Origin of the sequence: uncultured Jatrophihabitans sp., assembly GCF_964244045.1 — a bacterium.
Lineage (GTDB): Bacteria > Actinomycetota > Actinomycetes > Mycobacteriales > Jatrophihabitantaceae > Jatrophihabitans.
Window position 1 is genome coordinate 89,033 of record NZ_CAXTHK010000006.1, and the last position, 25,239, is coordinate 114,271.

A 25,239-nucleotide genomic window follows, 5' to 3' on the forward strand; every position below is an offset into this window, starting at 1 on the left:
CTTCAGCGCGGCGGTATGGATCGGGGCAGGCGTGGCCGGGATCGGCCAGCTGCTGCGAACGCCACGGGGCGGCCCTTCCACTGCAGCGCCCCGCGGCGGTGCAGCACCACCGAGCGAGCAGTGAGCCAGCCGAACACCACAACCGACAACGGATGCGCGAGTGCGTCGGGGACGACGCGCCCACCGGTACTGCGCGCAGCGATCACCCGGCCCGCCACCCCGGCGGCGTAGCCGGCTAGGCCGGCGCGCGACCCGCGCAGCGCGGCGGCTGCGGGGAGCACCCACACGAACCCCAGTGCGGCGACGACAGCGGCCGCGCCGGCGTCGCCGCCGAACGCCGACCACAATGACTTCGAGTACCCGTCCCGGAGTTCGATCCAGCCGACGTACATCCGGCAGCCGGCCAGCGCGCAGCCGTCGGCCACCCCGCCGCGGCCCCCGGCCGCCTTGATCGCCCGAACGAGTGCGACGTCGTCCAGGACATCGGCGCGGACGCTCGCGAAACCACCGGCGCGGGTCAGCGCTGCGCACCGAACCACGACGAACTGCCCGCACGCTGCGGTGAGCGACGGGCGGGCGGAGCGCTCCGCCACCCGCAACGGCAGCGTCGTGAGCCATGACCACTGCACGAGAGGTTGCACGAGCCGCTCGACCGCGGTCCCTGCGAGCTGGCGGGGGACCGGGCAGACGATGTCGAGACCGTGGCGCTCGAGTAGGCCGACCGCTGCGGCTACCGCCCCCGGAGCCAGCCGCACGTCGGCGTCGACGAAGACCAACACCTCGCTATTCGCGTCGGCGGCCTCGACGAGCTGCGCGCAGGCCCAGGCCTTGCCCAGCCAGCCGTCCGGCGGGGGAGTGCCAGTCAGGACACGGGCGCCTGCCGAACTCGCCAACGTAGCCGTGGCGTCGTCGGAGCGGTCGTCGAGCACGAGTACCTCGTAGGACCCGGCCAGAGCACGCAGGCAGTCGACGATGTTCCGCGCCTCGTTGCGAGCGGGGACGAGCACCGATACCGGCGTTCCAGACCCGGTACCGCCCGGGCGGCGCAGCAGGCGGGCGTTGAGGGCCGCGTGCACGGTGCCGGCGAGTGCGAGCCAACTGGCGGCGCGCACCACGGCCGAATTGCGTGCGCGCACAGCACCTCCGGGTAGGCATGAGGGTGTGCTTCACGCTAGTCGAGCCGTCCCGGCCGCATTGACGACGCCAACAACGCCGACGTCACGACCACGCGTCCCGATCGTGCGGATGCCGCGCACCCCGACCAACCGGCTGGCGCCGACCTGGCGGCAGGCCGATCCCGCACGCATCGCCGCCGCGCTCGCCGACGCGCAGACCCGCAGCCCCGGTGGTTGGCTGGTCGTCGGCGCGACGGGAGACGTCCCGGTGGGTCGGTCGGTCGTGCAGACCGTCGCGGGCCGTGAGGTCGTCCTCTGGCGCGGCGAGGACGGCCGGCTGCACGCCGGTCCCGGTGCGTGCCCGCACCTGGGCGCGTCACTCGCCGACTGTCCCGTCACCGGCAGCACGCTGCACTGCAAGTGGCACGGACTCGGCTTCACCCCGAAGGGACGTGCGGACTGGCCGGCCATCCGCGCGCACGATGACGGCGTGCTGATCTGGGTGCAGCTGCCCGGCGCCGACGCCGAACTTTCCGACGGCCCGCCGGTGCTTCCCCCGCGGCCGGCGCCGGACCGGTCAGTGGCTGCCGTCATCGCCGTCCGGGGCCGCTGCGAGCCGCGTGACGTCATCGCCAACCGGCTCGACCCCTGGCACGGTTCGTGGCTGCACCCGTACGCGTTCAGCCACCTCACCGTGGACGACGACGCCAGCACGACCGGGCGGCTCGTGGTCGACGTCGCGTTCCGGCTCGGCCGCAAGTACGGCGTGCCCGTGCGCGCTGAGTTCTTCTGCCCTGACGCGCGCACGATCGTCATGCAGATCGTCGACGGCGAAGGCACGGGCAGCGTGGTCGAGACGCACGCCACCCCGATCGGCCGCGATGAGCAGGGTGGCCCGATTACCCAGGTCACCGAGGCGACCATCGCCTACTCCGACCGTTCCGGCTTCCGCGCCGCGACCCGACTGGCCGGGTTGCTGCGACCGGCGATGCGCCGCACCGCGCGACAGCTGTGGGTCGACGACCTCGCCTACGCCGAGCGGACCTACGCGGTCCGGGCCGGCGAGCTGGGCTGAGCCTTGCGGGCGCTTCGCCCGGCGTGCCGGGCCAGCCAGGTGCGCGCCTGCATCGGCACCGTCCACACGTCGTGTCCTGCGACGCCCCACCCGGTCAGCAGCTGATTGGCGGCGAGCAGCCCGGTCGTCGCCGCGCGCTCCATGAGCGCCACGGGATAGGCGCAGCGCACGCCGTCGCCGGCCAGCATGACCCGCGGGTCCGGAGTGTTCACGCCGGGCCGGTCGGCCCACGGCGCCGTGCCGATCAGCGGGCAGTCCGCGCTGCGCACGTACTCCTCGGCCACGATGCGTGCACCGGCGAGCTCGGGATACATACCGTCGAGTACGGAACGCATCTCGGTGCGGACGGCGTCGTCCGATATCTCGTCGTCGAGGGCGTACGCGTGCAGCTCGACGACCGAACCACCGTGCTGACGGGCCCAGTCTGTGGCGCCACGTTCGAAGCGCTCCAGCACGCTGATGTTGTCGACGCAGCCGAAACCCGCCGTCGCCAGAAACGGATCACGCTCGGCGTTCGCCGGCCGCTCGAGCCAGAGCCGCCACACCGCGAAGTCCGGGGCGCTCCGCAGCCTGCTCACCCGCTCGCGCCAGGCCGCGTCGGCGTCCAGCGCGCCGTCAGCCGTGACGAGCCGCTGGGTAGTGGCCAGGTCGGTGGCGACCACGAGGGCGTCAAACTCGAACGAACCGTCGGCCGTGTCGACGACGACCCCGCTCCCCGTCGAGCGCACCTGATCGACAGGCGTGCTGGTGCGGATCTCGACTCCGCGGCCGTGCAGGTAGCGGCCGAGCGGTGCCCACAGCGCGGTGTCGTAGTCGTCGTCGGGAACGTCGAACAGCAAGCCTTCGGACGAGCCGAGGAAGTAGGTGTGGAACATCGCCACCAGCTCGCCGGCCGAGAAGTGCTCGGGCCGGGCGAAGAAACTGCGGGCGAACACCTCCAACGCCAGATGGCGGGCGGCGGACGGGAAGTTGAGCCGGCGCAGGAACGCGTCGGCGCTCTCGCCGTCGTGAGCTGCGAAGCTGCGAGGGAACTCGACGTCGAGCAGCTCGGCCGCCGCGTCGGTGTCGATGCGACGCAGGTCGGCGAGGGTGAAGGTATCGCTGTGCAGCACGAAGCTGGCGAGGTTCAGCGGCGGGCGGCGCGGGGTACGGGCGAACGAGTCGCGGAAGCCGTCGGCGGAGACGAGCGGATAGTCATCGATCGGGATCAACCGGTGCAGGTCCGGGTCGGCGCGGCGCAGCAGGGCCCGCAGGTTGTAGTACTGGCGGAAGAACGCGTGGAAACCGCGGCTCATGGTGGTCGGCCCGTCCGGGTGCTGCACCGGCCAGGCGCGCACCCGGCCGCCGAGCTGCTGTTGGGCTTCGAACAGCGTGACGGCCACTCCGCGTTCAGCCAGCGCCGTGGCCGCGGCCAACCCGGCGACGCCGCCACCCAACACGCCCACTCGGTGCGTACGGCCGTCACTCACTGCGCCGGTCGGGCCGGGGTGGCGCTCGGCATGGGCGTCCCGCCCCGGCGCCCACTGCCGCCGGCTCACGCTGCCGGCCGCCGGGCCGAGAACGTGTGCAGGATGCCGCGCTGCCACCCGTCGACGGTGGTGACCTGGACGTCCTCGAACCCGGCCGCGCACAGGCGGGAGCTGAACCGCTCGACCGAGTCGAAGCGCAGCACGCTGCGCCAGAGGTAGCGGTACAGCTTCGTGCGCCGCGTCAGCACGAGGCTGAGCGGGATCACCACCGTCCAGCAGACGGCGCTCCACAGCACCGCCGAGCGCCGGGAACCGGTTACGGAGTACTCCTGGGTCACCAGCCGGCCGCCGGGTGCGAGGACGTCGAAGACGGCCGACAGGGTGGCGTCGCGATCACCGACGTTGCGGAACAGGTAGCAGGCGAACACCCCGTCGACGGGCACGGGCAGCGCCCACTGACCGGCTCGCGTGGCGATGTCCTCGGCCATGCCGTGGACGAAGCGCACACCCCCGACCCATGACTTGCCCCGCGCGACGTCGAGCATGCCGTCGGAGGCATCGAGGCCGACCACCTGGGCCGACGCCGCCCGCTCACCCAACGCATCGAGCAGCGCCACCGTCGAGGCGCCCGACCCGCAACCGAGGTCCAATGCGCGAACAGGCGGTGCCGCCGGCAACGCGGCGGCGAGCACGTCGGCCGCAGTGCGCAGGTGCTCGTGGTACCCCGGGTTCAGCCCCACCATCAAGTCGTAGCGGTAGGCAGTCGCGTCGAACTCCCGCTCGAGAGTCGCTGCGGCAGACCCCGTCGCTGGCTTCATCGTCTCCACCCTCGTGTCATCGAAGCGTCGTTAGCCCGTCCGTCGACGACGGAAGGCTCCTCATGTTCCTGCCCACGTGCCCATCAGGAGTCCGGATGTCGTCGCTGAGTCAATCGCTTGTGGTGACCACGACGATCGACCGCGTCGCGGACTACCTCGGCGACCTGACTACCAGTGTCCAATGGGACCCGCACACCGTGGCCTGTCGCCGGCTCGACCACGGCTCGATCGGAGTGGGCACCCGCTACGCGCACACCCGCGAGTTCCACGGTTACGAGGTCACCTTGGACGTCGAGGTCGTTGCCTTCGAGCCCGGCACGCTGGTGGCCTGGTCGGGCGGCCACCCGATGGCCACCGGCCGCGAGGAGTTCCGTTTCCACCCCGCTGACGGGGGCGGCACCGTCGTGGACCACACCGTCGAGGTGACCCTGGCGGGCATCGCCCGCCTCGGCGAGCGGATGGTGCCGAGCGTCATGAAGCGCATCGCCGACGACGGCACCGACGTCCTGCGCGAGCGACTCGAGCAGCTGTGCTGACTGCAGGTGCCATGGCACCGGTGCTCAGCCGGCACCGGGCAGGAACGCGCTGACCCGCTCGGCCGCGAGCCGTCCGGACAGCAACACCATCGGCACACCGACCCCTGGGGTGGTGCCGGCCCCGGCGAACACGAGTCCAGGCAGTTGCCGCTCGGTGTTCTTCGGACGGAACGGTCCGGTCTGGGCGAAGGTGTGCGCGAGTGCGAACGGGGTGCCGGCGGTGAGGCCCTCGTCGGCCCAGTCCTGCGGCGTGACGAGCCGCTCGGTGACGATGTCGGTGGGGTAACCCTCGGCGTCAAGGAACTTGAACAGCCGCTCGCGCATCGGCTCGGCCTCGGTGGCCCAGTCCGGCTCGCCGTTCAGGTTCGGTACCGGCTCGAGCACGTACAGCGTCGAGCAGCCCTCCGGCGCCAGCGAGCGGTCGTCGACGGACGGCACGGACACCAACCGCGACGGGTCGGGCATCAGTCGGCCGTGGTTGATCAGCGCGTCGAACGCCTCCGTCCACTGCTCGCCGAAGTGGATGTTGTGGTGCACGACCTCGGGTCCAGGTACCCCCCGTACGCCGACGTGCCAGACCACCGCAGACGGCGCGTACCGACCCCGACGTACCCCGCGCGGCGCACGCAGGTCGGGCAGCAGCCGGTGATAGGCCTCGGCGGTGTCGATGGTGCACACGACCGCGTCGGCAGCGAGCCGTTCGCCGTCCTCCAGCGCAACCCCGGCCACGCCGGCGCCGTCGCTGCGCCGCAGGATCTCGCCGACCCGGGCGCCGTAGCGGATGTCGACGCCGGCGGCTGTCGCGGCGTCGGCCAGCGCCACCGGCAGTACATGCATGCCACCGTCGGCAACCCACACGCCCTCGACGGTGTCCATGTAGGTAATTACCGCGTACAGGGCCAACGCCCGTTCCGGGTCTAGCCCCGCGTAGAGCGCCTGGAAGCTGAACAGTCGCTGCAACCGTTCGTCGGTGAAGAAGCGGCGCACGGCGGGACCGAGCCGACCGAATCCGCGCAACCGAAGCAACGTGGCCGCCGCTGCGGGGGACGCGAGGAGGTCGAGTGGCGAGCCGAGGTTGCGGTCGATGAAGTTCGGCATCTCGACGTCGTAGATCTTCTTCAGCCACTCGGCGAATCGGTCGAAACCCTCGGCGTCGCCGGCTCCGCAGGTGGCGGCAATCTCGGCTCGCATGTCCTCGAGCGCCGATCGCACGTGGATGGTGCTGCCATCGGCGTAGCGCGCCCGGTAGGCCGGGTCCAGACGGCGCAGGGGCAGGACGTCGGTCATCGTGGTGCCGGCTGCGGCCAGGGTGTCGGCGATGATGCCCGGCATGGTCAACACGGTGGGGCCGAGATCGAAGGTGAAGCCGGCGTCGCGCAGTTGCGCACTGCGGCCACCAGGGGCGTCGGTGGCCTCCAGGACGGTCACGTCGTACCCGCGTTGCGACAGGTGACAAGCCGTCGCGAGGCCGGACAAACCGGCCCCAATGATCACAACTGGGCGCATAATCTCATCGTCCTCTTCGGGTGAGCTCGTCGACGACGCGGGTCAACTGTTCGATGCCGTCCGCGGAGACGACCCCCGGCGCCAGCGCGTCGAGCGCGTCGCCGATGCGTTCGTCGATCATGGCTTCGACCCGTTCGACGACGCCCTGCTCGAGCATGGCCTGCTGCAATGTGCAGACCTGCGCAGCGGTCATCTCCGCGGTGCCCGCGACTGCCAGCGCGTCGATTGCGGGACCGGTGAGCAGCTGCGCTGACATCGCCAGCAGCACCGTCGGCTTGCCAGAGCGTAGGTCGTCGCCGGCCGGCTTGCCTGTCACCGCCGGGTCGCCGTAGGCACCGAGCATGTCGTCGCGCAGCGCGAACGCCTCACCCGCGTGCCGGCCGTACTCGCCCAGCGCCGCCAGCAGCTCGGGAGAGCCCTGAGCGGCGGCGGCGCCGAGCTGCAGCGGGCGGGCCACGGTGTAGTTCCCGGTCTTCTGCCGGGCGACCGATCGGGCGAACGACAAGCGCCGATCGGCGGCTGCGCTACCGGTGAGGTCCCAGAGCTGGCCGGCAACGAGCTCGAGCACAAGCTGCTGCCAGACGTCGCTGAGCGGGGCGGGCAGCGTTGCGGCGAGCCGGTCGGCCTCGGCGTGTGCGAGGTCTCCGACGAGCACGGCGACGCTCTCGCCGAAGCGCTCGCTGCTGCCGCGGCCGCCGCCGGCTCGGTGCAGACGCGCGACGTTGCGATGCAGCGTCGGCCTTCCCCGGCGGGTGTCGGACTCGTCCATGACGTCGTCGTGGACCAGCGCGAAAGCGTGCAGCAGCTCTACCGCAGCGCCGGCCCGCACGACATCAGGGTGACCGACATCGCGGCGGTGCCCGTCGCCGGCGATCCAGCCGAGGTAGGTCATCACCGGGCGGGTGCGCTTGCCCCCGCGCTCAAGCATGTCGCGCAGCAGTGCCGGCGGATCGACGTCGAACGCAGCGCCGCCGCCACTCTCTCCGACCACCTCCGCGTGCCAGCGACGCCGCAGGCCGGCCAGGCGGCTGTCGAGCAGCTGCTCGACTTCGGCGACGTGGCTGGCGATGCGCGCGGACCAGTCCAATACCGGCGTTACCACGACGCCATCCCAACCGGTTCCCGCCGTTGCTCGACGCGTCGTTGCTCCGCGACTCGGGCCAGCACCGGGATGGCAACCGAACCCATCGCCAGCGCGCCCCACCCGGCCGCGGCGGGCAGGTGCAGGAAGACGCCGAGGGCGACCGTCCAGCCGACCCACAACCACACGTACATCGCAATGCCAAGGGTGTCTGCGCCGTCGCCGATCACACCTTGGACCAGTGCCGAAAGCACAACGGTCACGAGCAACCAGCCGGCCAGATTGGTCAGCGGGACGTCCGGCACTCCCGGCAGATGCGGGCTGGGGTCGCGCCACCGCCACATGCCTGCCGACACCATCTGCGGGTCGAGGAACAGATCGCCGGCCGTCATCGCCCAGGCGCCGATGAGCACCCGGCCGGCCCGGTTGGCCGTCAGCCGCCGTGCGACGAGCGCTGCCGGCCAGGCGAGCATCGTCCAGGCCAGGCCGACGAGCAACGGGACGTCCAGGACGCGTGGACCCAGCGCGCCGGTGTAGCTGTACGTACCGAACGGCACGCCCGTGCCCACCCCGACCATCTCGACCAACAGGCCAGGTATCGCGGTTACGCCCAGCATGGTCAGCGCTCGGCGCGGGCCACGACTGGCCGCCGCGTCGAGCACGCACAACGTGGCGAACACCACCACCACAGCGACCGTGATGCGAGCGCGCAGCAGCCCGTCCGTGACGGGATAGGCGATCTGCAACCCGATCAGCAGGCCGGCCAACGCGACGAGCACCGCAGTGAACGACGAGCCGGAGGTGGCCTTGACGCGCCGCCGAGCGAAGGTGACGAGAAGCTGCATGGGGACCGATCCACCGAGGAAAGGCCTCTGTTGGCCGTTCTCTTCCTCTGGCATACCCGCAATCGCCAATAACGCGTTGTGGGGCCGGGGTACTCGCGTATGGGGTGGAACCGAAACCCTTTCTCGTCTCGGCGTTCGATGCGCGCGTCGCGCGATCGTTGGAAGGCGTTGCGCCGATCGTCCTGAGTTGCTTCACGCAAGCCGGGCGGTGTGCAGCGTGATGTCGGCCGTGACGTTCACCTGGTCGGGCAGCACCTCCAGCATGCGGGTCAGGGCCACCCGGCGGACCGCGGGCGGCAGCAAAAGGTAGGCGGAAACCGTCGAGAGGTGGCCGACGTAGTCCGATGCCGAGACGGTCTCGGATTGGGGGATCGTTGATTCCCGGACATCAGTGAACAGACCGCAGTCGAGCAGCTCGGATCCCGGCCAGCGCAGTTGCGAACCGGCCGGTCGCAGGTCGGGCACGACGATGTCGTCGTCACGCAGATAGGGCTCGCGTGCCGACCGCGCGGCCCGCTCGACGTCCAGGTCGCTCAGCTCCAGCTGCCCGCCGAAGCAGGCGAAGGTGCCCGATGTCGCGAGCAGCGCCGCCACGCGCGGCCACCGACCCACCGGCGCCGTCCAGTGCAACGACGCCGCGGCAAACACCAGGTCGTACGTCCGGGTGGTCGACAGGTTCTCGAAGGTGGCCTGCACCGTCGTCACCGACGCCGGCACGTGCCGGCGCAGCTCGTCGAGCATTGCCTCGTCCGGCTCGGTGGCCGTGACGGCAATGCCGCGATCGGCGAACGCGCGGGTGGCCTTCCCGGTACCGGCACCGATCTCGAGCGCGGTTCGGACGGGCCGCCCGGCGTAGATGAGCACAGTGTCCACCAGCTCGTCCGGGTACCCCGGCCGGTACCGCTCGTAGGCCGCTGCGGCTGAGCCGAAACTCTTTGCACGACCGGTCACGACGCCATGCTGAGCGGACCTGCGGGAGCCGGCAAGACCGCGTCCGGTATTTCAGAATTCGCTGCCCGAGCATGTCGAGAATCCTTGCCCGGCGCCGTCCCTGATATGAACGCGACCACAATGGTCGCGCCGCACCGAGGGAGAACGCTCATGGCCAAGTACCTGCTGCTCAAGCATTACCGCGGCGGCCCGACCCCGCACGTCGACTTCGGCACGATGGACCAGTGGACGCCGGCGGAGGTCGACGCGCACATCCGCTTCATGCACGACTTCGCCCGCCGGCTGCAGGGGACCGGCGAGTTCGTCGACGCCCAGGGCTTGTCTGCAGAGGGCACGTTCGTCCGCTACGACGGCGCCGGGCGCCCGGCCGTCACCGACGGGCCCTTCGCCGAGACGAAGGATCTCATCGCCGGCTGGATGGTGATCGACGTCGACACCTACGACCGCGCGCTTCAGCTGGCCGGTGAGCTGTCGGCGGCACCCGGCCCCAAGGGCGACCCGATCTACGAGTGGATCGAGCTGCGGCCGTTCATGTCGGCGCCGCCCATCGACGGCGAGCGAACGATGCGCTGCTGCGGGAGCTGATCCCGGCAATGACCGGGGTTCTCGTCCGTCGCGGAGCCGACTTCGCGACGGCCGAGGACGCCGTGCAGGAGGCGCTGGTCCGGGCCCTCACGTCATGGCCGGCCGACCCGCCGGCCGATCCCAAGGGTTGGCTGATCACGGTTGCCTGGCGCAAGTTCCTGGATGCAGCCCGCGCCGATCAGTCACGGCATGCGCGGGAGGGTACAGCGGCGAGGTGGACCTTGCCGACGAGGCGATCCGCCTGGCTCGGCAGGTGCGGGCAATGTCCGACGACGAGGAGGTGTGCGGCCTGCTGGCGCTAATGCTGCTGCACCGGGCACGCCGCGCGGCGCGCTGCACTGAAGCAGGTGTGGATCGCGACGTCCCGCGGTACGGGGCGGTCGAGGCCCACCTACGCGAGCGGGCCGGCGAGCACGCGCACGCGGCGCGGCTGTACGCCGACGCCGCCCGAACCGCCCCGAACGTGGCGGAACGTGATCACCTCACCAGGCAGGCCGCGCGCCTGACCGACCTGCAGCGCGGCGGGCCGGCTTAGGATCCGACAGTGGCTGCAGGTGCGCACATCTCGGTGCGGCCGAGGCGGGACGCTGACCTCCCCGTCCTGTTGACCATGCTGCAGCGGACCCACGAGCGCGAGGGATACCCGGTTCGCGCGTCAGCGGTACGCGCCGATTGGCTCGCCGCGCCGCGTGAGCTCGCCGGGCTGGTCGCCGAGCACGACAGGCGGGTGATCGGCCACATCGCGCTACACCCGACGGCCGTCCCTGGGAACGATGCGGGAGAGGACGCAGCGGCCGTGCAGTGGCAGCACGCCACCGGTGTCGCCGTCGGTCGATTGGCTGTGCTCTCCCGATTCGTCACCGACCGGTCGGTGCCGGGAAACGGGACGACGCTGTTGGCACATGCGGTGCGGGCCGCGGCCGACATCGACAGGGTGCCCGTGCTCCTCGTCGATCCGGACAGTGCGGCTCGCGACTTCTACCTGCGGCGGGGTTGGCGTGAAGTCGGCGCCGCACGGCAGCAGTGGGGGCCACGCAGCGTCGACGCGGTCCTGATGATCGCCGGCGCCTAGGTACCGCTGCTCGTGGTGGCGTCGACGTCTTAGCCGAACCAGAACGTGCCGCAGCTCAACCCGGCGTACAGCACGGTGGTCCCGGCAGGGACCGTCACCGTCGCAGTGCAGGAATTGAACGTCGGGCGCCGACGCCGGCCGATCCGTCGGTGTCGACGTAGCTCATGAGGCGGCGAGAACGATCAGCAGGCCGGAGATCGCGAGCGTGCGGGCAGTGATCATCGCGACCGGGCGTCGCAGGCGGGAGCTTCGACTCACGGTGGTCCTCCAGCAGGACGCTCGATCAGAGGTCCTTGGCACGAGGTGCCGCCGTGGAGTGCTTCCATCCGGGGGGCAAACCAGCAACGCAGCGTGTTCTGTCCACTACGCCGATTTCACACAGATGATGCCCGCCCAATCGCGAGTCACCCCGGCCGCTAGACCAGCGTGCGGCGCAGCAATCCGTGCTCATCGAGGTCAGCCAGAAACTGATCTACGTCAACTTGCAATTGCGGACCGACGCGGCCCGCGCGCCGGGACAATTGAGCGGTGAGCTCTGCTCTGCTGGAACCAGCCAGCAATGTCTTCCATAGCTCCGCACCCATCCCGTTCAACCCGAAATAGACGGATCCAGCCAGGTCGAGAACAACGATTTCTCCACCGGTCTCGCGCCACGCAACATCAGGCCCGCCGACGACAAGTAACTCATTAGCCGGACTCATTTGTGATCCTCCATGACATCTAATTCTCGTGTTTGGCGTTTCGTGAGCCACAGTTGCTGCACGAGTGCTGCGGTATCAGCGGGTATTGGCCAGCGTGCCCAGATAGCACGCAAGGTGGGCGCATCGACGACGGTCTCGTCGGCACCGAGGCCGTCCCACGACTGGACGAATTCCCGGGTGGGGTTGCGCAGGAACACCTCGAGAAAGCTCGCCTTCGGACGCAGATCGGTGGCGGCGGCCGGAAGGGCGCCGCCGGCAATCATGCGGAGCAGGTCCGCTCGCGTGGATCCTGCGCGGACCGGTCCCACCCCTGACAGCGCGGCGAGAAACCCGGCGTCGAGCAGGGGGTTGACGACCCGGGTGTCGGACGCCACTGCGATCGTGTTCAGGCTGGCGCACGCCATCAGCAGTGCTCGTTGCCGGGCACGCCAGGCGATGCGTCGGTCCAGCGGTCGCGGCTCGTGGCGGTTGGTGCGTCGTTGCGCACGAAGCACCCTTCGCGCGGCCGATCGCTGCAGCCAGGGGTACTGGTTGCGTCCCTGGAGCTGCCGAACAACCGCGACCAGGCGATCCGGGGCGCGCGAGCGGATCCGGATCGACCGGCTGCGTGACCCGTGGCCGATGAGCATCTGGTCTCCGCCGACCCCGGTAAGCACCGAGCCACCGCGGGCCAGTTCGACGATGGGTAGGTGCAGGTGGACGTTGGGTGGCAGCAGGACCCCGTGTCGGGTCAGTACGCGTTGCGCCACGGGTCCGATCAGGTCGAGGTCGTCGTCGGCTCGTAGCACCTGCCACGCGAGGTCGGGCATCGTTGCGATGACCCGCTCCTGCCACGCTGACTCCTGGGCGCGCGGCGCCCCGCTGAATCGCCAGGTCACCGGTATCGGGGCGGGCAGGCCGGCGCCGCGGGCAACACGGGCGGCTACGGACAGCACAAACGAGGAGTCCATACCACCGGAGAAGCTGACGACACAGGGCGACCGCTGAAGCGCCGGCAGGACTGCTTCCTCCAGTGCAGCAAGCGGACTCAGAGGTGGGCCAGTCGGCGGCAGGGAGCGGCGGCTGTGCCGTCGGCGGTACAGCTGGCGATCTCGAGCGCTGTGGGCGTCAGGTCGCTTTGCTCATTCACGTGGACAAGACGGTGTCATATGCCTTGTGGTCTAGAACGATCCGCTGTCGCCGGCTCCGCCGGTCCCGTCGTCGAGCCCCACCGTGCCGCCCTGTGTCAATTCGGTGAGTGTGCCGAGCCGCACGATTCTTGGCACCTCGTAATCAGCTGTCTGAACGTGGCTCTTGTCGTCGTCACCCATGATGAGTTCGCCTTTTCCCTTGATGCTGTCGTGGAGGTTTCATTGCCGCGGTTAGGCGCGATGAAGTATTAGATAGTTCTCGTCCTTGTCTTCGACGTCACCGGAAAGCCAGGCATGGGCCCGAAAGGCTTCGGTAGACGGCGCGAAGCCAATGATCAGAGCGCGCTGCTGTCCCTTCGCGAGATGGAACTGCTGACGGACCAGCGAGCGTTCCAGACAGCTGGCGCCCTGACGCTGCAGGATGGTCTCCATGCTACTCTCCGTAACTGCGCGGTTGGGTGGACGGATCGGCCGGATCTGCTCCAATCCGCGTGCTTCCACCTGAGCGCGGACGGCAATGAGCGAATCGACGGTCCAATAGTCGCGCCCGGCCGAACCCCCCTTCCGGGCGTGGGCGAGCTCGGCGAGACCCCGGGGCAGGGTTCGAGCCAGTCGCGACCACCGCTGCGCATGAGCTCGAAGCAGCCCGATGGGACCGGAGGACGAAGCGGGCCACGATGTGTGCATGTGCGCGACGGACGGGACCACACGGTCCAGGAGGTGCCGGATCCGGGCCTGCGGGCCGCGAACCTCAAGCAGGCGTCCCAGGGCCATACCCGCCGGCGACGTGCCGTAGGCGTGCAAGCGCATCGCCGTCGGCGCAGTCGTCGGCAGGTCGAAACGGGCCAGCAGCGGACGAGCTTCCGGCACGGCGTCGAGGCCGAGCACCAACCCGGTTATCGCGTCGCATTCCCGCGCGGTGTCGATCGCTCGACGCCATACGACGTCGTCGAACGTCGTCGCTGCACGAGCCAGGTCGTGCATGGGTTTTCGAGTGTTGCCGGGCCGGCTCGCATGCAACCCGATGATGAGCGCGCTGCCTGCGGCGTCGGGTACCTGTAGGTCCGTTCCCTGAAGCACCATGGTTGTTCGATCTCTCCACAGCCGGGACCAGAGAACCGGCGGGTCACCCACCCAGGCCAACGACCGGTGCAGGTCGATCGCCAGCCGCGCGCTGCCAGGGAAGTACCACGTCACCTCTCGTTCGTTCTGCTCGGACGGCCTGACCCCGGGGCGGCCCGGGGTGAAGTCACCGCGGGCCAAGGCGGCCTGGGCGTCGGCGAACCGGTCCGGCGCGACGAGCAGGTCGACGTCGCAGTAGTTGCGGGCGTCCGGCGCCTCGGCGTACAAGCGCGCGGCAGTGAGCGGACCCTTGATCAGCAGTACCTCGATGCCGGCAGCCTGCAGCAGCGTGGTCGTGGCGACGGCCGCGTCATCCAGTGCCAGCGCTCGGGCGGCCGTGATCCACGACGCGATGGTGGCGGTCATGCAGACACCACGGCATGGTCGAGAAGCGTCCTGGTTACAGTGTCGGTCGTCTGATCGAACAGCTGCCAATCCGCCGGACGCACGAGATCCCACGCGGGTAGAGCTGCGAGGTCGAGCAGCACGCCCGGGTCGGTGGCCAGGCCTCGTCGACCGCGCCATGTAGCAAGCCTGGACAGGACAACAGTCGGTGGACACGGTTGCATCGACACCTCCGGTCCCCAATGAAGGAAGATCCATCCCCCCAGCGGCAGCTGAGCTGGCGCGCTCGGTAGCGGCAACCGGAATCGGGTGCCCAGTCGTGCCGACGTGGCCGCCAGGTGACTGCCGGGGACATGGCTTCGCAGATCGATGCATCGAGGACCGGCAAACGCATCGACTCCATCGGTGATGACGATGTCGTCCGAGAGGACCGTGAACCCCGCCTGGGTCAGGCCGGCCATCATCGTGCTCTTACCGGCGGTACGCGGACCGATGACGCCGAAGGCCTGCCCGCCCACTGCGAACGATGCGGCATGGAAGGACTCACGACCTGCCCATCGATTGAAGGCGATTGCGGCAGAGGCCAAGTAGGGATGCGCGAGCAGGTCCGGATCGAGTGGTGGTCCGACGAGGTGAGCCGTACCGGCGCTGCGCTCAAAGACCCACTGGTGCTGTGCGCCTGCCGGCTCGACCGAACGGTCAGCGTCGAGGCGATGTAGTGGCTCGGGGGGACCGGCGCGCCTGGAGACCCGCACTGCGACGGAGCCCGGCCCGACTGCAGCGGCGTCCAACTCGGCTACTTCGTCCAGCCCGTACACGTCAATGCCGTAGACAAAGCGTCCAGTCCTTGGGTTAGCCGCACTCACGTGGACGGCTTGGACGCACGCGTCGAAGATGGCTGCTGCAGATGCATGTGGCTGGCATCCTGTGCGACCCGAGGTGCCGCCGTGGGGAGAACCCCATCGGGGGAGTGTTCAGCAGAACCTGCGGGGGCTGAAGGTCCCACTGTAACTCACGCCGGCAACACGCGGTGGTGCAGCAGTGAGGGGTTCCCGCAGTACCCCGAACGAGCGGCACTCCCACGCGGGCGGCCGGCGCGGTCGTCTTGGACCAGCGCCACCGACCCGGCCGCCGCGCGGGGGAGTGCCGGCGTCACACTCGGATGACTGTGGGTCCTCCGGCTTCTTCGATGGCGTCGAAGTCGTCGTCCTGAGTGATGATGTCCATCCCGTTGGCCGTGGCAACGGCTGCGATCCATAGATCGTTTACCTTGGCGCGGCGACCTTGTTCCGCCAGTCGCACTCGCATCTCGGCCCACCGGCGAGCGGCCTCCGCGGTGATCGGCAGGGGTTCGACGGCCGAGGCAGACTCGAGCGTCGACAGGCGACGAGCCCGGGTGGGGGTGTCGGAAGCGGCAAGTACGCCGGCATGCAGTTCGCCTATGGTCACCACGCTGATCGCGGTCTGCTCGGGCAGCGCGTCACCGTTCAGGCGGCGTCCTGATTCGTGGGCGATGAGGACGCTCGTGTCGAGCAGGCCTGGACGCGTGCTCACAGCGCGTCGAGGCCGTCCGTGGTGTCACCGGCGAGTAGTTCCAGATCGCGAGACAGCCCGGAGTCGGCCTGATGGTGCAGGACGAGGTCGACGAGCTCAGCCTTGGTGAAGAACTGCGGACGCGTCGAACGCGCCGGCCCGATCTCGGCTACCGGCGTGCCGTTCACGGTGATTGTGACCCTGGTGCCACCGGAGACCTGACGCAGGACTTCGGCCGTGTGGTTCCGGAGATCGCGCGACGCAACCGTTGTCATGTGCGCAATCGTAGCACTTCCGCCACACTATAGGCAGCCGTGCAAAAGTGTCAGACCCACCTGACACGCTGCGCGCCATGAGGACACCAGCGATGGGTCCACTCCGGCCGTGTCGGGCTGGGCGTGCCGGATCTGCGTTCCGGACCTTGTCGATGAGTTCGCTGCGTCCGACGACCCTCGCTGCATCGAAACGGTCATCCGATGCGGGTGGCAGGTGGTCACGGTGGGCGGTGACGCACCGTGCACCTGCTGCGGCAGCGACTCCGACAGCAACGACGGCCCGGCGTTCGCGTACACGGTCGGGCTGGGCCACCGCGCCGGCCATCCGGAACTAGCGATGACCGGGTTACCGGTCGCAGTCATGCACCACGCGTTGAATTCCCTGGCAGACCGGGCGGTGCGGTCCGGGTTGCGTATCCGTCAATATTCGGATCGGCACTATTCGGCGCGCAGACCGCCCGGTCTGGTATCACCGGTGATACAGTGAGGGCTATGGAATCGGTCACCGTCCGCGAGTTGCGCAACCACGGGGGAGAGGTCCTCGACCGGGTGGCGCGCGGCGAGGCGCTCGTCGTCACGCGCGATGGAGCTGAGGTTGCCGAGCTGCGGCCTCGCACCCGCCGGAGCCCGTCGGCATCAGACCTCATCGCGCGACGTCGCCACCTTCCGGTTGTCGATCCCGATGCGCTCCGCAGGGACATGGATACGGTGCTGGATGCCGAACTGTGACCGAGGCCGAAGACCGAGGGATGTTGGACACCTCGACGGTGATCCTGCTCGGCCGGCTCACCGATCCCTCGACCTTGCCGACCGATTCCGTCATCAGCGCCATCACTTTGGCTGAGTTGTCCGTCGGTCCGCACGTTGCACACACTGCGAAGGAGCGTGCTGCACGCCAGGCGCATCTGCAGCAGGCCGAGTCCGACTTCGACGCGATCCCGTTCGGACCCGAGGCGGCCCGCGCGTTCGGTCGCGTGGCGGCGTCACTGCGATCCGCCGGCCGCAAACCTGGTGCTCGGGCCTACGACGCGCTCATCGCAGCGTCAGCTCTGGCCGAGAACATTCCGATCCACACCTGCAATCCTGACGACTTTCAGGGGATCGAGGGTCTCGAGGTTCGCGCCGTGCCTCACCCGGATCGATAGCTGCTTTAATTGACATAATGTGCATTATCGGCACAACAAACTTAGCGAAGTGCGCGACCAACTTCGGTCTCAGCCGACGCCACTACAGCACCCGTTTGAGACGATAAGGGCGTGGCCGCGAACGAGGCGCGTGACGGGATCGCGCTCACGCATCTCGACGAGCCGCTGCACGATGACACCGACGTCACCAAGCGCGAGCTGCTGGACTACCTCGACGCTATGTCCGACCGGCTCGTCCCGGTGCTCGCCGACCGTCCGCTGTCCGTGATCCGCGTGCGTCCCGGGTCGGCGTCTTTCATGCAAAAGAACCTGCCGACATATGCGCCGGACTGGATCCGTAGATCGTCGAGCTGGGCGCAGCGCTCGAAGCGGACCGTGACCTATCCGGTCTGCGACGACCGCCGCACGCTGCTCTGGCTGGCCAATCAACGGGCGGTTGAATTTCACCCGACGTTGTTCCGGTTGGCCGATGACACCCGACCCACCCACCTCGTGCTGGACATCGACCCGCCGCTCGACTCCGACTTCGGGGTTGTCGTGGCGGCTGCGCAGCTCGTCCGGCAGGCCTTGGCAGACGTCGGGCTCGATGGTGCGGTGAAGACGAGTGGGGCGAAAGGCGTGCACGTCTTCGTCCCGCTGGCGTCGGCGGGCGCCAATGAGGCTGCTGCCGCGTCTCGGGCGATTGCGGTTCGGGCCGAACGGCTCGATCCAGACCTCGCTACTACCGCCTTCGTCCGTGACGAACGCGAGGGCAAGGTCTTCCTCGATTCGACGCGAGCCGGTGGCGCCACCGTCGCGGCCGCCTACAGTCCACGAATACGTCCGGGCCTGCCCGTGTCGTTTCCGGTGGCCTGGGTCGATCTCGCCGAGGTCGATCCGTTGGCGTTCACCATCCGTACGGTGCCGGACCTGCTCGGCGACAGCGACCCGTGGGTCACCCTGCTGCCGGCCCCCCAGGAGCTGCCGCAGGCGCTGCTGGACGAGGGCCAAGCGATCCCGGTGGCCCGAGTGCAGGCCATGCACGCCGGCAAGCGTCGAAAGCGTGCGCAGCGTTCCGACGGGCCGCCACCCGACTGACTCGCCGCAGCGAGCAGCGCTACTCCCCCAGCGGGACGGTCCACACCAGCCGGGTACCGGACCCGGGGGCGTCGGCGAGCTCGAACGCGCCGCCGTGTTGTTCTGCACGCTGGCGCATGTTGGCCAGCCCGCTGCGCCGGTCGGTGTCGCCGAGGCCGCGACCGTTGTCGCTGATCTCGATCTGCACCTGATCACGTCCGACGGCGATCTTGACGTCCGCGCGCGTGGCCTGCGCGTGCCGCGCGATGTTGGTGATGCCCTCGCGCAGCACGGCCTCGCAATCGGTGATCAGGTCATCGTCCAGACCGAAGTCGAGCGGGCCCTCGGACAGCAGCGCGGGTCGGTAGCCGAGGACGGGTTCCAACTCGTCGATGAGTGCGTCGGCGAGGGCGCGCAGCGACCTGTCGGCGCCGAGGATGGGGGTGGTGAGCCGAAAGATCGTCGAACGGATCTGGGCGATGGCCGCGTCGATGTCCGTGACCGCGTTGAACAGGCGGTCTGCCGTCTCGCCGCCGGCGAGCGAGCTCACGTGTTGCACGGTCAACCCGATCGCGTAGAGCCGCTGGATCACGTGGTCGTGCAGGTCCCGAGCGATACGGTCGCGTTCGAGGATCAGCGCGACCTGCTCGCGCCGGCTCTGGGACTCGGCCAGCTCGAGCGCGAGCGCCACCGTTCCGGCGAACAGGGTGGCCATGCCCAGTTCGGCCTCGCTGAACGTGTTGCGTCCGAGACGGCCGAAGCACATGACGCCACGCAAGCCGGTGCTTCCGAACATGGGCACGAGTAGCGACGCACCGACGGCGAGATGATCCTGTGGGGTGGCCACAGCCACGTCGTCGATGCGCACCGCTCGACCCTCGGCGAGGACGCGCCCGAGGTGACCGTCCTCGGTGTCGGGCAGCTGCTGCCCCGCCGTTATCTCTGTCGCGCCGGCCGCCGCGTCGACCCGGAACAGTCCCGGGAGTGCACCGGGACTCAGCAGCAGGACGTTGTCTGCGCTGGCGATCTCCGCGGCCCGCTCGGCGATCATGGCCGGCGGGTCGGGATGGTGTTCGGCCGTCAGCGCACGCGCGATGTCGGTGCCGCCCGACAGCCACTTCTCGCGTCGCCGGTTAGCGTCGGCAGTGCGCGCCCGCTCGACGATGGCGCCCGCGTTCGCTGCCGCTGCGTGCACCACCGAGTCGGCCTCCGCCAGATCAGCGTCGGGGGAGATTCCACCCATGTCGACGACACCGGCCGTCCGCCCACGCAGCAGCAACGGCACGGTCAGCCGGGTCACCGGCCCGCCGTCCGGCGGCGCAGGCGCGGCGTCTTCGAGCAGGTCAGCGGCGCTCTGCGGCCCATCGATCTCGGTGCGAGCCGCGGCGTCGTCGCCGGCGGTGACGAGCAGTTCGGGCGGTCCATCGCTCGCCCAGACAACGATGGCCACCCACTGGCACGCAACGGTGCCGTGCAGATCGCGGGCGACGTCGGTGAGTAGCTCGGGCAGCGGGCGGTCCGCGCCGGCCTGCGGCGAATCGTTGAGAGCACGGCGCATGGCGGCTTCGGCTGACGGCTTGTCGTCGAACACGCTGCTCACAGACTCATCCCCCGGGGATCCAGGATGGACTTGGGCTAACAGACTGTAGCGGATATGAACCGGACGACGGCCCGTCATGCAGTCATTGACACAGCATCGAACTGAGCCAGCACAGCTCCGGCTGCTCGGTGACCGGAGACCAGCGCACCTTGCTGTGAGGCCGTGTCGCGATGATCACCGGCGACGTACAACCCGTCGGCCAGGCGTACGGGTTTACGCAGCGGTGTGCCGGGCGGCATCGCCGGGAGCGCGTGTGGGATCGCGTAGGTGCCGACGTGCTCCCACTCCCCCGGGTCGACGCCGTACAGCAGGCCGGCCTGGGTGCGCACCCGCGCCGCCATTTCCCCTGACGAGTCCGTACCGACAACGCTGGATGCAATGAGTGCGTGGCCGGGCGCGTACGCCGGCGCGACGTCGGTCAGCACCGCGGTGTTCGCGACCGGACCGCGCCGATCGCCGTCGAGGTGCAACAGGCGGCGCTGCGCAGGAGACACAGGTGCGCGGTGGTAGAAGGTCGTCAACGCGTTCATCGCCGGTTCGGGCAGTCCGGTCAGGGCCGCGGCGGTGACCGGGTCGGCTGCGACGACCACGGCCCGCGCCATGAACTCACCTGCAGCCGTGCGAACGACGCCCGGGGCGACGGAGGTCACCGGCGTCGACAACCGCACCGTGCCCGGGGGCAGCGCGCCGGCCAACTGGTCGGGGATCGCCTGCATCCCCGCGGCCGGCACCCCCGGCGAGCCGCGTACGAATGAGCGGACGATCAGCTCCGCGAAACGACGCGACGTCCGCAACTCGTCCTCGCCCAACACTCCGGACAGGAACGGCCGCAGGATGGATTCGGTCAGCGGCCCGTCGAGCCCGCGCCGTCGCAGCTCCTCCGCGAGGCTGCGGTCGGGGCTGCGCTTGATCCGCGATGCCGGCCCGAAGCCCACGGTGGCTGCCCAGCGCACGAAGCTGGCCTTGGCCCGCAGCGAGCCGACCGGCAGGCGCAGGTCGGCGGGCAGATCACGCGGCGAGCGGCGCGGGTCAGCCACCACGAAGCGACCGTCGCCGTGGCCGACCATTGCGCCGGCTTGGAACGTCCGCAGGTCGAGGGCCGCGAGGTCAAGGTCAGCCCGGGCGCGCGGGTAGAACGGGTTCAGCAGCTGGAAGCCGCGGTCGAGCAGCATTCCGTTGACGGTGTCGGTGCGCACCCGTCCGCCCACTGCGTCGGAGGCCTCGAGCACGAGCACCGACAGGCCCGCGCGGTGCAGCCGACGAGCAGCGTTCAGACCTGCCAGTCCGGCCCCGACCACGACCACATCGCACGCCTGCGTCACCGAATCGACGGTAGCGAAAGGGAGTGCCACGTTCGCGAGCCGTGCCGGAGCTCAGCGCTGCCCTTCATACCGGAACGGTGCCGTCTGACTGGATGGAGCTGCGCTGAAGCCGCCGAATCAGTGCCGGCGCGCCGAGATAATTGTTGATGTTGGATGCTTCCTGGAGGTGAGCCGCGGCCGACGTGGGGTCGATGTGGGACAGCAGCTCGACGACGTCGAGCAGGCCGTGGGCCAAGTGGTAGGGCACCAGCGTCGACATAGCCGATGGCGGCGTGCGTGATGCGCTCGGTGACGCCGTCGACCCACACCGTTGCGGGGCTTGCCACGGTCTGCACGCGCGCCGCCGTGTTCACCACGACAAGGTCCAGCCCGGCACGCACCGCGCGCTCGGCGTCGCCCTCGACGGCTACCGGCGTGCCCAAGATGGCCCTCACCGCGTCGCCGATGAATTCCTCGACCACTCCGCCGTACCGCTCGATGATCGTCCGCGCCCGCTCGAAATACTGCGACAGCAGCTCCCGGACGTCCTCGGCGTCACGGGCCTCCGACAGCGGCGTGAACCCCACGAGGTCGACGAAGAGCACCGAACACACCCGACGCTCGGTCTGCGTCGGCGCCGGCGACACCGGTGCGGGAGCGGTGACGGCATGGGGAGTGCCGCACTCACCGCAGAAACGCTGCATGGCGGACAGCGCGGCTCCGCACGCTTTGCAGGCTCGGGCCAAGGACGTGCCGCACTCGTGGCAGAGCTTGCTCGCTGCGGATTCTCGGCGCCGCAAGAGGTGCAGGTCAGCACCGGGGAATCATGACACGACTTTCCGGCTACGCCACGCCGATCAGGATGCGCGGGTGTTGGGCCGGGCGCAGCCATCGCAGCACAGCGATCAGCCGGGCCTTCGGGATCGACACACACCCCTGCGTCGGGTCGCTGTCGGTGACGTGCAGGAAGAACGCGCTGCCTGCGCCAGCACGGATGCCACCCGGCGCGTTCGCGGTGTTGTAGTCGATGACCACGGCGTAGTCGTAGTACGGCGTCTCGTAGTACAGGTGCTCGTTCGGGTCGCCGCGCGTGAAGCTGCACGCCGACGCGCACCGCTGCCGGGTGTTGTACAGCGGCGACGACGGCTCGCTGATCCACCAGTCGGCCGGGGTGGTGTGCACAAACGGCAGCCGGGTGCCGGGGTTCGCGTCGTGCCCGAACGCCTGGGTCAGTGTGAAGCTACCGGCCGGGGTGCGCGTCGAGCCCTCGCTGGCTTTGCCGATGCCGCCCGAGCCGACGTGCGCGGTGATCGCCGGGCCCTCCTTGCGCCAGCCGCCGGGCACCTTCGTCCAGGCCTGCAGCTGGGCTGTGGTGCTGGCGTGCGAGGACGCCACCACGGTGATCACCTGCCCGGAGTTGCCGGTGCCCACGGCCAGCGGCAGTGCACGTCCGCTGCGGGGCTGCGGGCTCGGTGCCTGGGACGTCGTCGGGCTCGTCGGGGTAGGTGCGACCGCGGTCGACGGAAGGGACGCGACCGGTCTGGACGGCCGGCGGCTTGCCACCGTCGCGCCGCCCCCGCTCGAACACGCGCCGAGCGTGAGGGCCAGGGCCGCAAGGACGACACGGGACCGGTGCACGGCCTCCAGGGTGGCACGATGTCCCGGTGACCTCGGGCGGCGGGCAGGACTGGTACACGGACGCCGAGCCGATCGACAGCGTTGCGCTGTGGTTGCTGCGGCTGGGCATCGACCGGCGCGGTCAGCTGACGGCCGGGCCACCCTGGGATCTGGCGGTCCGCGCCGGCGTCCTGATCGATCTGCGGCTCACCGGGCGCATCGACGACAGCGACAACACCACCTACATCGACGAGGGTGCGCCCGACGGCGAGTACGAGGACGTCGTGTGCGACCAGTTGCTACACGGCGGGTTCGACAGCGAGACGTCCTGGATCGACCGCGGACGCGTGCGCGCTCGCGACGTCGCCCAACGCCTCGTCGACGCCGGTGAGTGGCGGGTGAAAGCGGCGCCGCTGCGGCCGGGTGGTCGGGTGTTCCGTGCCCAGCAGGACCGCTACCCCGCGTTGCGCGAGCACCTGGACGCGATCGCCCAGGATGCCAGGCCGGCCCGCTCGCACCACGAGTTCGCCACTCTCGTCCTCGCCGACCAGCTGTTCGCCCTCGGCGGCGGGCACGGCGCGCTGGAACTGCGGTGGGACGAGTGCGGACCGTACGAACCGCTCGTCCAGCACGCCAGCATCCGCATCCGCACCCGCGCCGCCATGGCCCAGCTCGGTGCGAGTGGTGGCGGCGGCTGACCGCTTCTTTAGGGTGATCGAGTGTCCGCCTCGATCGTCGTCAAGAACGCCGGTGCCGCGTTCGGGGCCCGGGTGCTGTTCGACGGTCTCGACCTCGTCGTCGCTGCGGGTTCGGTGATCGGTCTCGTCGGCGTCAACGGGGCCGGTAAGTCGACGCTGCTGCGGATGCTCAGCGGGTTGGTCGAGCCGGACACCGGCACCGTCACCCTGGTGCCCGCCACCGCGACGGTCGGCTACCTGGCGCAGGAGACCGAGCGCCGCGCCGGCGAGACCGTCGGCGACTTCCTGGCGCGTCGCACCGGGGTGGCCGATGCCAACGCCGAGTTGGAGAGCGCATCGGCTGCGCTCGCCGACGGCGCACCCGGTGCCGACGACGTCTATGCCGACGCACTCGACCGGTGGCTCGCGCTGGGCGCGGCCGACCTCGACGAGCGCATCGAGCCCGAGCTCGTGCGTATTGGCCTGGACGTCGGCCCCGGGGCGCTGATGACCTCGCTGTCCGGCGGACAGGCGGCGCGCGCCGGGTTGGCGTCGTTGCTACTCGCCCGCTTCGACGTCTTCGCCCTCGACGAGCCGACGAACGACCTGGACCTCGATGGGCTCGCCCTGCTGGAGGACTTCGTCACCGCGCAGCGGGCCGGCGTCGTGGTAGTCAGCCACGACCGCGAGTTCCTCGCCCGGACGGTCACCGGCATCGTCGAGCTGGACCTCGCGCAGCGTCGGATCGCGCACTTCGACGGGGGGTATCAGGCCTATCTCGACGAACGCGCCACCGCGCGTCGGAGCGCCCGCGAGGCCTATGAGGAGTACTCGGGACGGCTCTCCGACCTCGGCGACCGGGCGCAGATGCAGCGCAACTGGCTGGAGCACGGCGTGCGCAACGCGCGTCGCAAAGCCGGCTCGGACCCCGACAAGCTGACCCGCAAGTTCCGGCAGGAGAACACCGAGAAACAGGCCGCCAAGGCGCGCCAGACGGAGCGGGCGATCGAGCGCCTGGAGGTGGTGGAGGAACCGCGCAAGGAATGGCAGCTGCAGCTCGAGATTGCGGCCGCCCCACGCGCGGGCGCGGTGGTCGCTGTGCTCGATCACGCGGTGGTCGAGCGCGGCAGCTTCGTGCTCGGGCCCGTCGACCTGCAGGTCGATTGGGGTGACCGGATGATGATCACCGGGCCCAACGGCAGCGGCAAGACGACACTGCTGAACGCCCTGCTCGGGCAGGTCGAACTGTCGGCCGGGCGGTCGTCGCTGGGGCCGGGCGTCCTGGTCGGCGGCGTCGATCAGGCCCGGTTGCTGCTCGGCTCGGACGAGACGTTGCCGCGGGCGTTCGGCCGGCTGCTGCCCGACTGGCCCGACGCCGAGGTCCGCACGCTGCTGGCCAAGTTCGGGCTGCGCGCCGACCACATCGCACGCACCGCAGAGACCCTCTCCCCCGGTGAACGCACCCGCGCAGCGCTCGCGCTGCTGCAAGCGCGCGGAGTCAACCTGCTCGTGCTCGACGAGCCCACCAACCACCTCGACCTGCCGGCCATCGAGCAGCTCGAGCAGGCGCTGGCGACGTATCCGGGCACGATGCTGCTCGTCAGTCACGACCGTCGTTTGCTCGACGCCGTGCGCGTCAACCGGCGGCTGTCCGTCGACGCCGGCACCGTCCGCGAGCTCTGAC

The 25,239-nt window shown here is 69.9% G+C and carries 28 protein-coding genes and 2 pseudogenes; 12 read left to right on the forward strand and 18 right to left on the reverse strand.

The features are described 5' to 3' along the window. Positions 1 to 2: 2 nt before the first annotated feature. Positions 3 to 1,136 carry a glycosyltransferase gene (locus ACFFC4_RS07150; RefSeq protein WP_375499220.1) on the reverse strand — a complete coding sequence of 378 codons (1,134 nt, stop codon included), beginning with the start codon at positions 1,134 to 1,136 and terminating at the stop codon, positions 3 to 5. A 109-nt stretch (positions 1,137 to 1,245) separates the two neighbouring features. Here ACFFC4_RS07150 and ACFFC4_RS07155 point away from each other — a divergent pair, with 109 nt between their 5' ends. Further along, positions 1,246 to 2,190: a DUF5914 domain-containing protein gene (locus ACFFC4_RS07155; RefSeq protein WP_375499222.1), complete on the forward strand. Its 945-nt coding sequence runs from the start codon at positions 1,246 to 1,248 to the stop codon at positions 2,188 to 2,190. On the opposite strand, the gene ACFFC4_RS07160 is transcribed toward ACFFC4_RS07155, so the two are convergent. Both ACFFC4_RS07160 and ACFFC4_RS07165 read right to left on the reverse strand, forming a co-directional pair. Next, a complete protein-coding gene (locus ACFFC4_RS07160; protein ID WP_375499224.1) occupies positions 2,160 to 3,776 on the reverse strand; it encodes an FAD-dependent oxidoreductase in 1,617 nt (538 codons plus the stop codon). The two genes, ACFFC4_RS07155 and ACFFC4_RS07160, sit on opposite strands and share 31 nt — an antisense overlap. Continuing rightward, positions 3,725 to 4,477, reverse strand: coding sequence for a class I SAM-dependent methyltransferase (locus ACFFC4_RS07165; protein WP_375499226.1), 753 nt, complete (start codon positions 4,475 to 4,477; stop codon positions 3,725 to 3,727). Before ACFFC4_RS07165 ends, ACFFC4_RS07160 begins: the two co-directional genes overlap by 52 nt. Before the next feature lie 95 nt (positions 4,478 to 4,572). Here ACFFC4_RS07165 and ACFFC4_RS07170 point away from each other — a divergent pair, with 95 nt between their 5' ends. Then, positions 4,573 to 5,013, forward strand: a complete 441-nt coding sequence (locus tag ACFFC4_RS07170; protein ID WP_375499228.1) for an SRPBCC family protein — start codon at positions 4,573 to 4,575, stop codon at positions 5,011 to 5,013. A gap of 24 nt (positions 5,014 to 5,037) precedes the next feature. On the opposite strand, the gene crtI is transcribed toward ACFFC4_RS07170, so the two are convergent. From crtI to ACFFC4_RS07190, 4 genes are all read right to left on the reverse strand, one after another. Continuing rightward, the gene (gene crtI, locus ACFFC4_RS07175; RefSeq protein ID WP_375499230.1) at positions 5,038 to 6,519 is read right to left on the reverse strand and encodes a phytoene desaturase family protein; all 1,482 of its coding nucleotides are present in this window, start codon (positions 6,517 to 6,519) and stop codon (positions 5,038 to 5,040) included. A gap of 4 nt (positions 6,520 to 6,523) precedes the next feature. Continuing rightward, positions 6,524 to 7,621 carry a polyprenyl synthetase family protein gene (locus ACFFC4_RS07180; RefSeq protein ID WP_375499232.1) on the reverse strand — a complete coding sequence of 366 codons (1,098 nt, stop codon included), beginning with the start codon at positions 7,619 to 7,621 and terminating at the stop codon, positions 6,524 to 6,526. After that, positions 7,615 to 8,445, reverse strand: coding sequence for a carotenoid biosynthesis protein (locus ACFFC4_RS07185; RefSeq protein ID WP_375499234.1), 831 nt, complete (start codon positions 8,443 to 8,445; stop codon positions 7,615 to 7,617). Before ACFFC4_RS07185 ends, ACFFC4_RS07180 begins: the two co-directional genes overlap by 7 nt. Before the next feature lie 192 nt (positions 8,446 to 8,637). After that, positions 8,638 to 9,396 carry a class I SAM-dependent methyltransferase gene (locus ACFFC4_RS07190; RefSeq protein WP_375499236.1) on the reverse strand — a complete coding sequence of 253 codons (759 nt, stop codon included), beginning with the start codon at positions 9,394 to 9,396 and terminating at the stop codon, positions 8,638 to 8,640. A 150-nt stretch (positions 9,397 to 9,546) separates the two neighbouring features. On the opposite strand from ACFFC4_RS07190, the gene ACFFC4_RS07195 reads away from it, so the two are divergent. From ACFFC4_RS07195 to ACFFC4_RS07205, 3 genes and pseudogenes are all read left to right on the forward strand, one after another. Further along, on the forward strand, positions 9,547 to 9,981 hold the full coding sequence (locus ACFFC4_RS07195) for a YciI family protein (RefSeq protein WP_375499238.1): 435 nt from the start codon (positions 9,547 to 9,549) through the stop codon (positions 9,979 to 9,981). Between the two features lie 8 nt (positions 9,982 to 9,989). Further along, a pseudogene (locus tag ACFFC4_RS07200) lies at positions 9,990 to 10,516 on the forward strand (DUF6596 domain-containing protein). Positions 10,517 to 10,525: 9 nt separating this feature from the next. Next, the gene (locus tag ACFFC4_RS07205; protein ID WP_375499240.1) at positions 10,526 to 11,053 is read left to right on the forward strand and encodes a GNAT family N-acetyltransferase; all 528 of its coding nucleotides are present in this window, start codon (positions 10,526 to 10,528) and stop codon (positions 11,051 to 11,053) included. A 416-nt stretch (positions 11,054 to 11,469) separates the two neighbouring features. On the opposite strand, the gene ACFFC4_RS07210 is transcribed toward ACFFC4_RS07205, so the two are convergent. From ACFFC4_RS07210 to ACFFC4_RS07225, 4 genes are all read right to left on the reverse strand, one after another. After that, complete coding sequence (locus ACFFC4_RS07210; RefSeq protein WP_375499242.1) at positions 11,470 to 11,754, reverse strand: PqqD family protein; 285 nt, start codon at positions 11,752 to 11,754, stop codon at positions 11,470 to 11,472. After that, the gene (locus tag ACFFC4_RS07215; RefSeq protein WP_375499380.1) at positions 11,751 to 12,836 is read right to left on the reverse strand and encodes an asparagine synthase-related protein; all 1,086 of its coding nucleotides are present in this window, start codon (positions 12,834 to 12,836) and stop codon (positions 11,751 to 11,753) included. Before ACFFC4_RS07215 ends, ACFFC4_RS07210 begins: the two co-directional genes overlap by 4 nt. A gap of 78 nt (positions 12,837 to 12,914) precedes the next feature. After that, positions 12,915 to 13,064 carry a lasso RiPP family leader peptide-containing protein gene (locus ACFFC4_RS07220; RefSeq protein ID WP_375499244.1) on the reverse strand — a complete coding sequence of 50 codons (150 nt, stop codon included), beginning with the start codon at positions 13,062 to 13,064 and terminating at the stop codon, positions 12,915 to 12,917. A 51-nt stretch (positions 13,065 to 13,115) separates the two neighbouring features. Further along, complete coding sequence (locus ACFFC4_RS07225) at positions 13,116 to 14,372, reverse strand: nucleotidyltransferase family protein (protein ID WP_375499246.1); 1,257 nt, start codon at positions 14,370 to 14,372, stop codon at positions 13,116 to 13,118. Between the two features lie 332 nt (positions 14,373 to 14,704). Between ACFFC4_RS07225 and ACFFC4_RS07230 the strand changes: the two genes are divergently transcribed. Beyond that, on the forward strand, positions 14,705 to 15,070 hold the full coding sequence (locus tag ACFFC4_RS07230) for a hypothetical protein (RefSeq protein WP_375499248.1): 366 nt from the start codon (positions 14,705 to 14,707) through the stop codon (positions 15,068 to 15,070). 433 nt (positions 15,071 to 15,503) lie between these two features. On the opposite strand, the gene ACFFC4_RS07235 is transcribed toward ACFFC4_RS07230, so the two are convergent. Then, positions 15,504 to 15,905 carry a type II toxin-antitoxin system VapC family toxin gene (locus tag ACFFC4_RS07235; protein ID WP_375499250.1) on the reverse strand — a complete coding sequence of 134 codons (402 nt, stop codon included), beginning with the start codon at positions 15,903 to 15,905 and terminating at the stop codon, positions 15,504 to 15,506. Continuing rightward, the gene (locus ACFFC4_RS07240) at positions 15,902 to 16,159 is read right to left on the reverse strand and encodes a type II toxin-antitoxin system Phd/YefM family antitoxin (RefSeq protein WP_375499252.1); all 258 of its coding nucleotides are present in this window, start codon (positions 16,157 to 16,159) and stop codon (positions 15,902 to 15,904) included. Before ACFFC4_RS07240 ends, ACFFC4_RS07235 begins: the two co-directional genes overlap by 4 nt. Positions 16,160 to 16,268: 109 nt before the next feature. On the opposite strand from ACFFC4_RS07240, the gene ACFFC4_RS07245 reads away from it, so the two are divergent. The 4 genes from ACFFC4_RS07245 (at position 16,269) to ACFFC4_RS07260 (ending at position 18,381) form a co-directional block, all read left to right on the forward strand. Continuing rightward, positions 16,269 to 16,646 (forward strand): DUF4262 domain-containing protein, encoded by a 378-nt coding sequence (locus ACFFC4_RS07245; protein ID WP_375499254.1) that lies wholly within the window; start codon positions 16,269 to 16,271, stop codon positions 16,644 to 16,646. A gap of 5 nt (positions 16,647 to 16,651) precedes the next feature. Next, positions 16,652 to 16,888: a type II toxin-antitoxin system Phd/YefM family antitoxin gene (locus ACFFC4_RS07250; protein WP_375499256.1), complete on the forward strand. Its 237-nt coding sequence runs from the start codon at positions 16,652 to 16,654 to the stop codon at positions 16,886 to 16,888. A 20-nt stretch (positions 16,889 to 16,908) separates the two neighbouring features. Further along, positions 16,909 to 17,304, forward strand: a complete 396-nt coding sequence (locus tag ACFFC4_RS07255) for a type II toxin-antitoxin system VapC family toxin (protein ID WP_375499382.1) — start codon at positions 16,909 to 16,911, stop codon at positions 17,302 to 17,304. Between the two features lie 111 nt (positions 17,305 to 17,415). Further along, positions 17,416 to 18,381: a DNA polymerase domain-containing protein gene (locus tag ACFFC4_RS07260; protein ID WP_375499258.1), complete on the forward strand. Its 966-nt coding sequence runs from the start codon at positions 17,416 to 17,418 to the stop codon at positions 18,379 to 18,381. Positions 18,382 to 18,400: 19 nt separating this feature from the next. Here ACFFC4_RS07260 and ACFFC4_RS07265 read toward each other — a convergent pair whose 3' ends face one another. The 5 genes and pseudogenes from ACFFC4_RS07265 to ACFFC4_RS07285 all read right to left on the reverse strand — a co-directional run bounded on the left by ACFFC4_RS07265 (position 18,401) and on the right by ACFFC4_RS07285 (position 22,899). After that, a complete protein-coding gene (locus ACFFC4_RS07265) occupies positions 18,401 to 19,960 on the reverse strand; it encodes a GAF domain-containing sensor histidine kinase (protein WP_375499260.1) in 1,560 nt (519 codons plus the stop codon). 74 nt (positions 19,961 to 20,034) lie between these two features. Beyond that, positions 20,035 to 21,282: an NAD(P)/FAD-dependent oxidoreductase gene (locus ACFFC4_RS07270; protein ID WP_375499262.1), complete on the reverse strand. Its 1,248-nt coding sequence runs from the start codon at positions 21,280 to 21,282 to the stop codon at positions 20,035 to 20,037. Between the two features lie 64 nt (positions 21,283 to 21,346). Continuing rightward, a complete protein-coding gene (locus tag ACFFC4_RS07275) occupies positions 21,347 to 21,541 on the reverse strand; it encodes a hypothetical protein (RefSeq protein WP_375499386.1) in 195 nt (64 codons plus the stop codon). A 94-nt stretch (positions 21,542 to 21,635) separates the two neighbouring features. Next, positions 21,636 to 22,061, reverse strand: a pseudogene (locus ACFFC4_RS07280) (zinc ribbon domain-containing protein); the annotation flags it as partial. A gap of 43 nt (positions 22,062 to 22,104) precedes the next feature. Then, on the reverse strand, positions 22,105 to 22,899 hold the full coding sequence (locus ACFFC4_RS07285; protein ID WP_375499264.1) for a L,D-transpeptidase: 795 nt from the start codon (positions 22,897 to 22,899) through the stop codon (positions 22,105 to 22,107). A 26-nt stretch (positions 22,900 to 22,925) separates the two neighbouring features. Here ACFFC4_RS07285 and ACFFC4_RS07290 point away from each other — a divergent pair, with 26 nt between their 5' ends. Then, positions 22,926 to 23,576 (forward strand): GPP34 family phosphoprotein, encoded by a 651-nt coding sequence (locus tag ACFFC4_RS07290; RefSeq protein ID WP_375499266.1) that lies wholly within the window; start codon positions 22,926 to 22,928, stop codon positions 23,574 to 23,576. Between the two features lie 21 nt (positions 23,577 to 23,597). Further along, positions 23,598 to 25,238, forward strand: a complete 1,641-nt coding sequence (locus ACFFC4_RS07295; protein ID WP_375499268.1) for an ABC-F family ATP-binding cassette domain-containing protein — start codon at positions 23,598 to 23,600, stop codon at positions 25,236 to 25,238. The last annotated feature ends 1 nt before the right edge of the window (position 25,239 follow it).

Excerpts from the sequence above, each read along its gene's own strand:
- ACFFC4_RS07155 (WP_375499222.1), top strand. The coding sequence starts at position 1,246 with ATGCCGCGCACCCCGACCAACCGGCTGGCGCCGACCTGGCGGCAGGCC.
- ACFFC4_RS07165 (WP_375499226.1), bottom strand. The coding sequence starts at position 4,477 with ATGAAGCCAGCGACGGGGTCTGCCGCAGCGACTCTCGAGCGGGAGTTC.
- ACFFC4_RS07170 (WP_375499228.1), top strand. The coding sequence starts at position 4,573 with ATGTCGTCGCTGAGTCAATCGCTTGTGGTGACCACGACGATCGACCGC.
- crtI (WP_375499230.1), bottom strand. The coding sequence starts at position 6,519 with ATGCGCCCAGTTGTGATCATTGGGGCCGGTTTGTCCGGCCTCGCGACG.
- ACFFC4_RS07185 (WP_375499234.1), bottom strand. The coding sequence starts at position 8,445 with ATGCAGCTTCTCGTCACCTTCGCTCGGCGGCGCGTCAAGGCCACCTCC.
- ACFFC4_RS07195 (WP_375499238.1), top strand. The coding sequence starts at position 9,547 with ATGGCCAAGTACCTGCTGCTCAAGCATTACCGCGGCGGCCCGACCCCG.
- ACFFC4_RS07210 (WP_375499242.1), bottom strand. The coding sequence starts at position 11,754 with ATGAGTCCGGCTAATGAGTTACTTGTCGTCGGCGGGCCTGATGTTGCG.
- ACFFC4_RS07220 (WP_375499244.1), bottom strand. The coding sequence starts at position 13,064 with ATGGGTGACGACGACAAGAGCCACGTTCAGACAGCTGATTACGAGGTG.
- ACFFC4_RS07225 (WP_375499246.1), bottom strand. The coding sequence starts at position 14,372 with ATGACCGCCACCATCGCGTCGTGGATCACGGCCGCCCGAGCGCTGGCA.
- ACFFC4_RS07230 (WP_375499248.1), top strand. The coding sequence starts at position 14,705 with ATGGCTTCGCAGATCGATGCATCGAGGACCGGCAAACGCATCGACTCC.
- ACFFC4_RS07240 (WP_375499252.1), bottom strand. The coding sequence starts at position 16,159 with ATGACAACGGTTGCGTCGCGCGATCTCCGGAACCACACGGCCGAAGTC.
- ACFFC4_RS07250 (WP_375499256.1), top strand. The coding sequence starts at position 16,652 with ATGGAATCGGTCACCGTCCGCGAGTTGCGCAACCACGGGGGAGAGGTC.
- ACFFC4_RS07255 (WP_375499382.1), top strand. The coding sequence starts at position 16,909 with ATGTTGGACACCTCGACGGTGATCCTGCTCGGCCGGCTCACCGATCCC.
- ACFFC4_RS07275 (WP_375499386.1), bottom strand. The coding sequence starts at position 21,541 with ATGTCGACGCTGGTGCCCTACCACTTGGCCCACGGCCTGCTCGACGTC.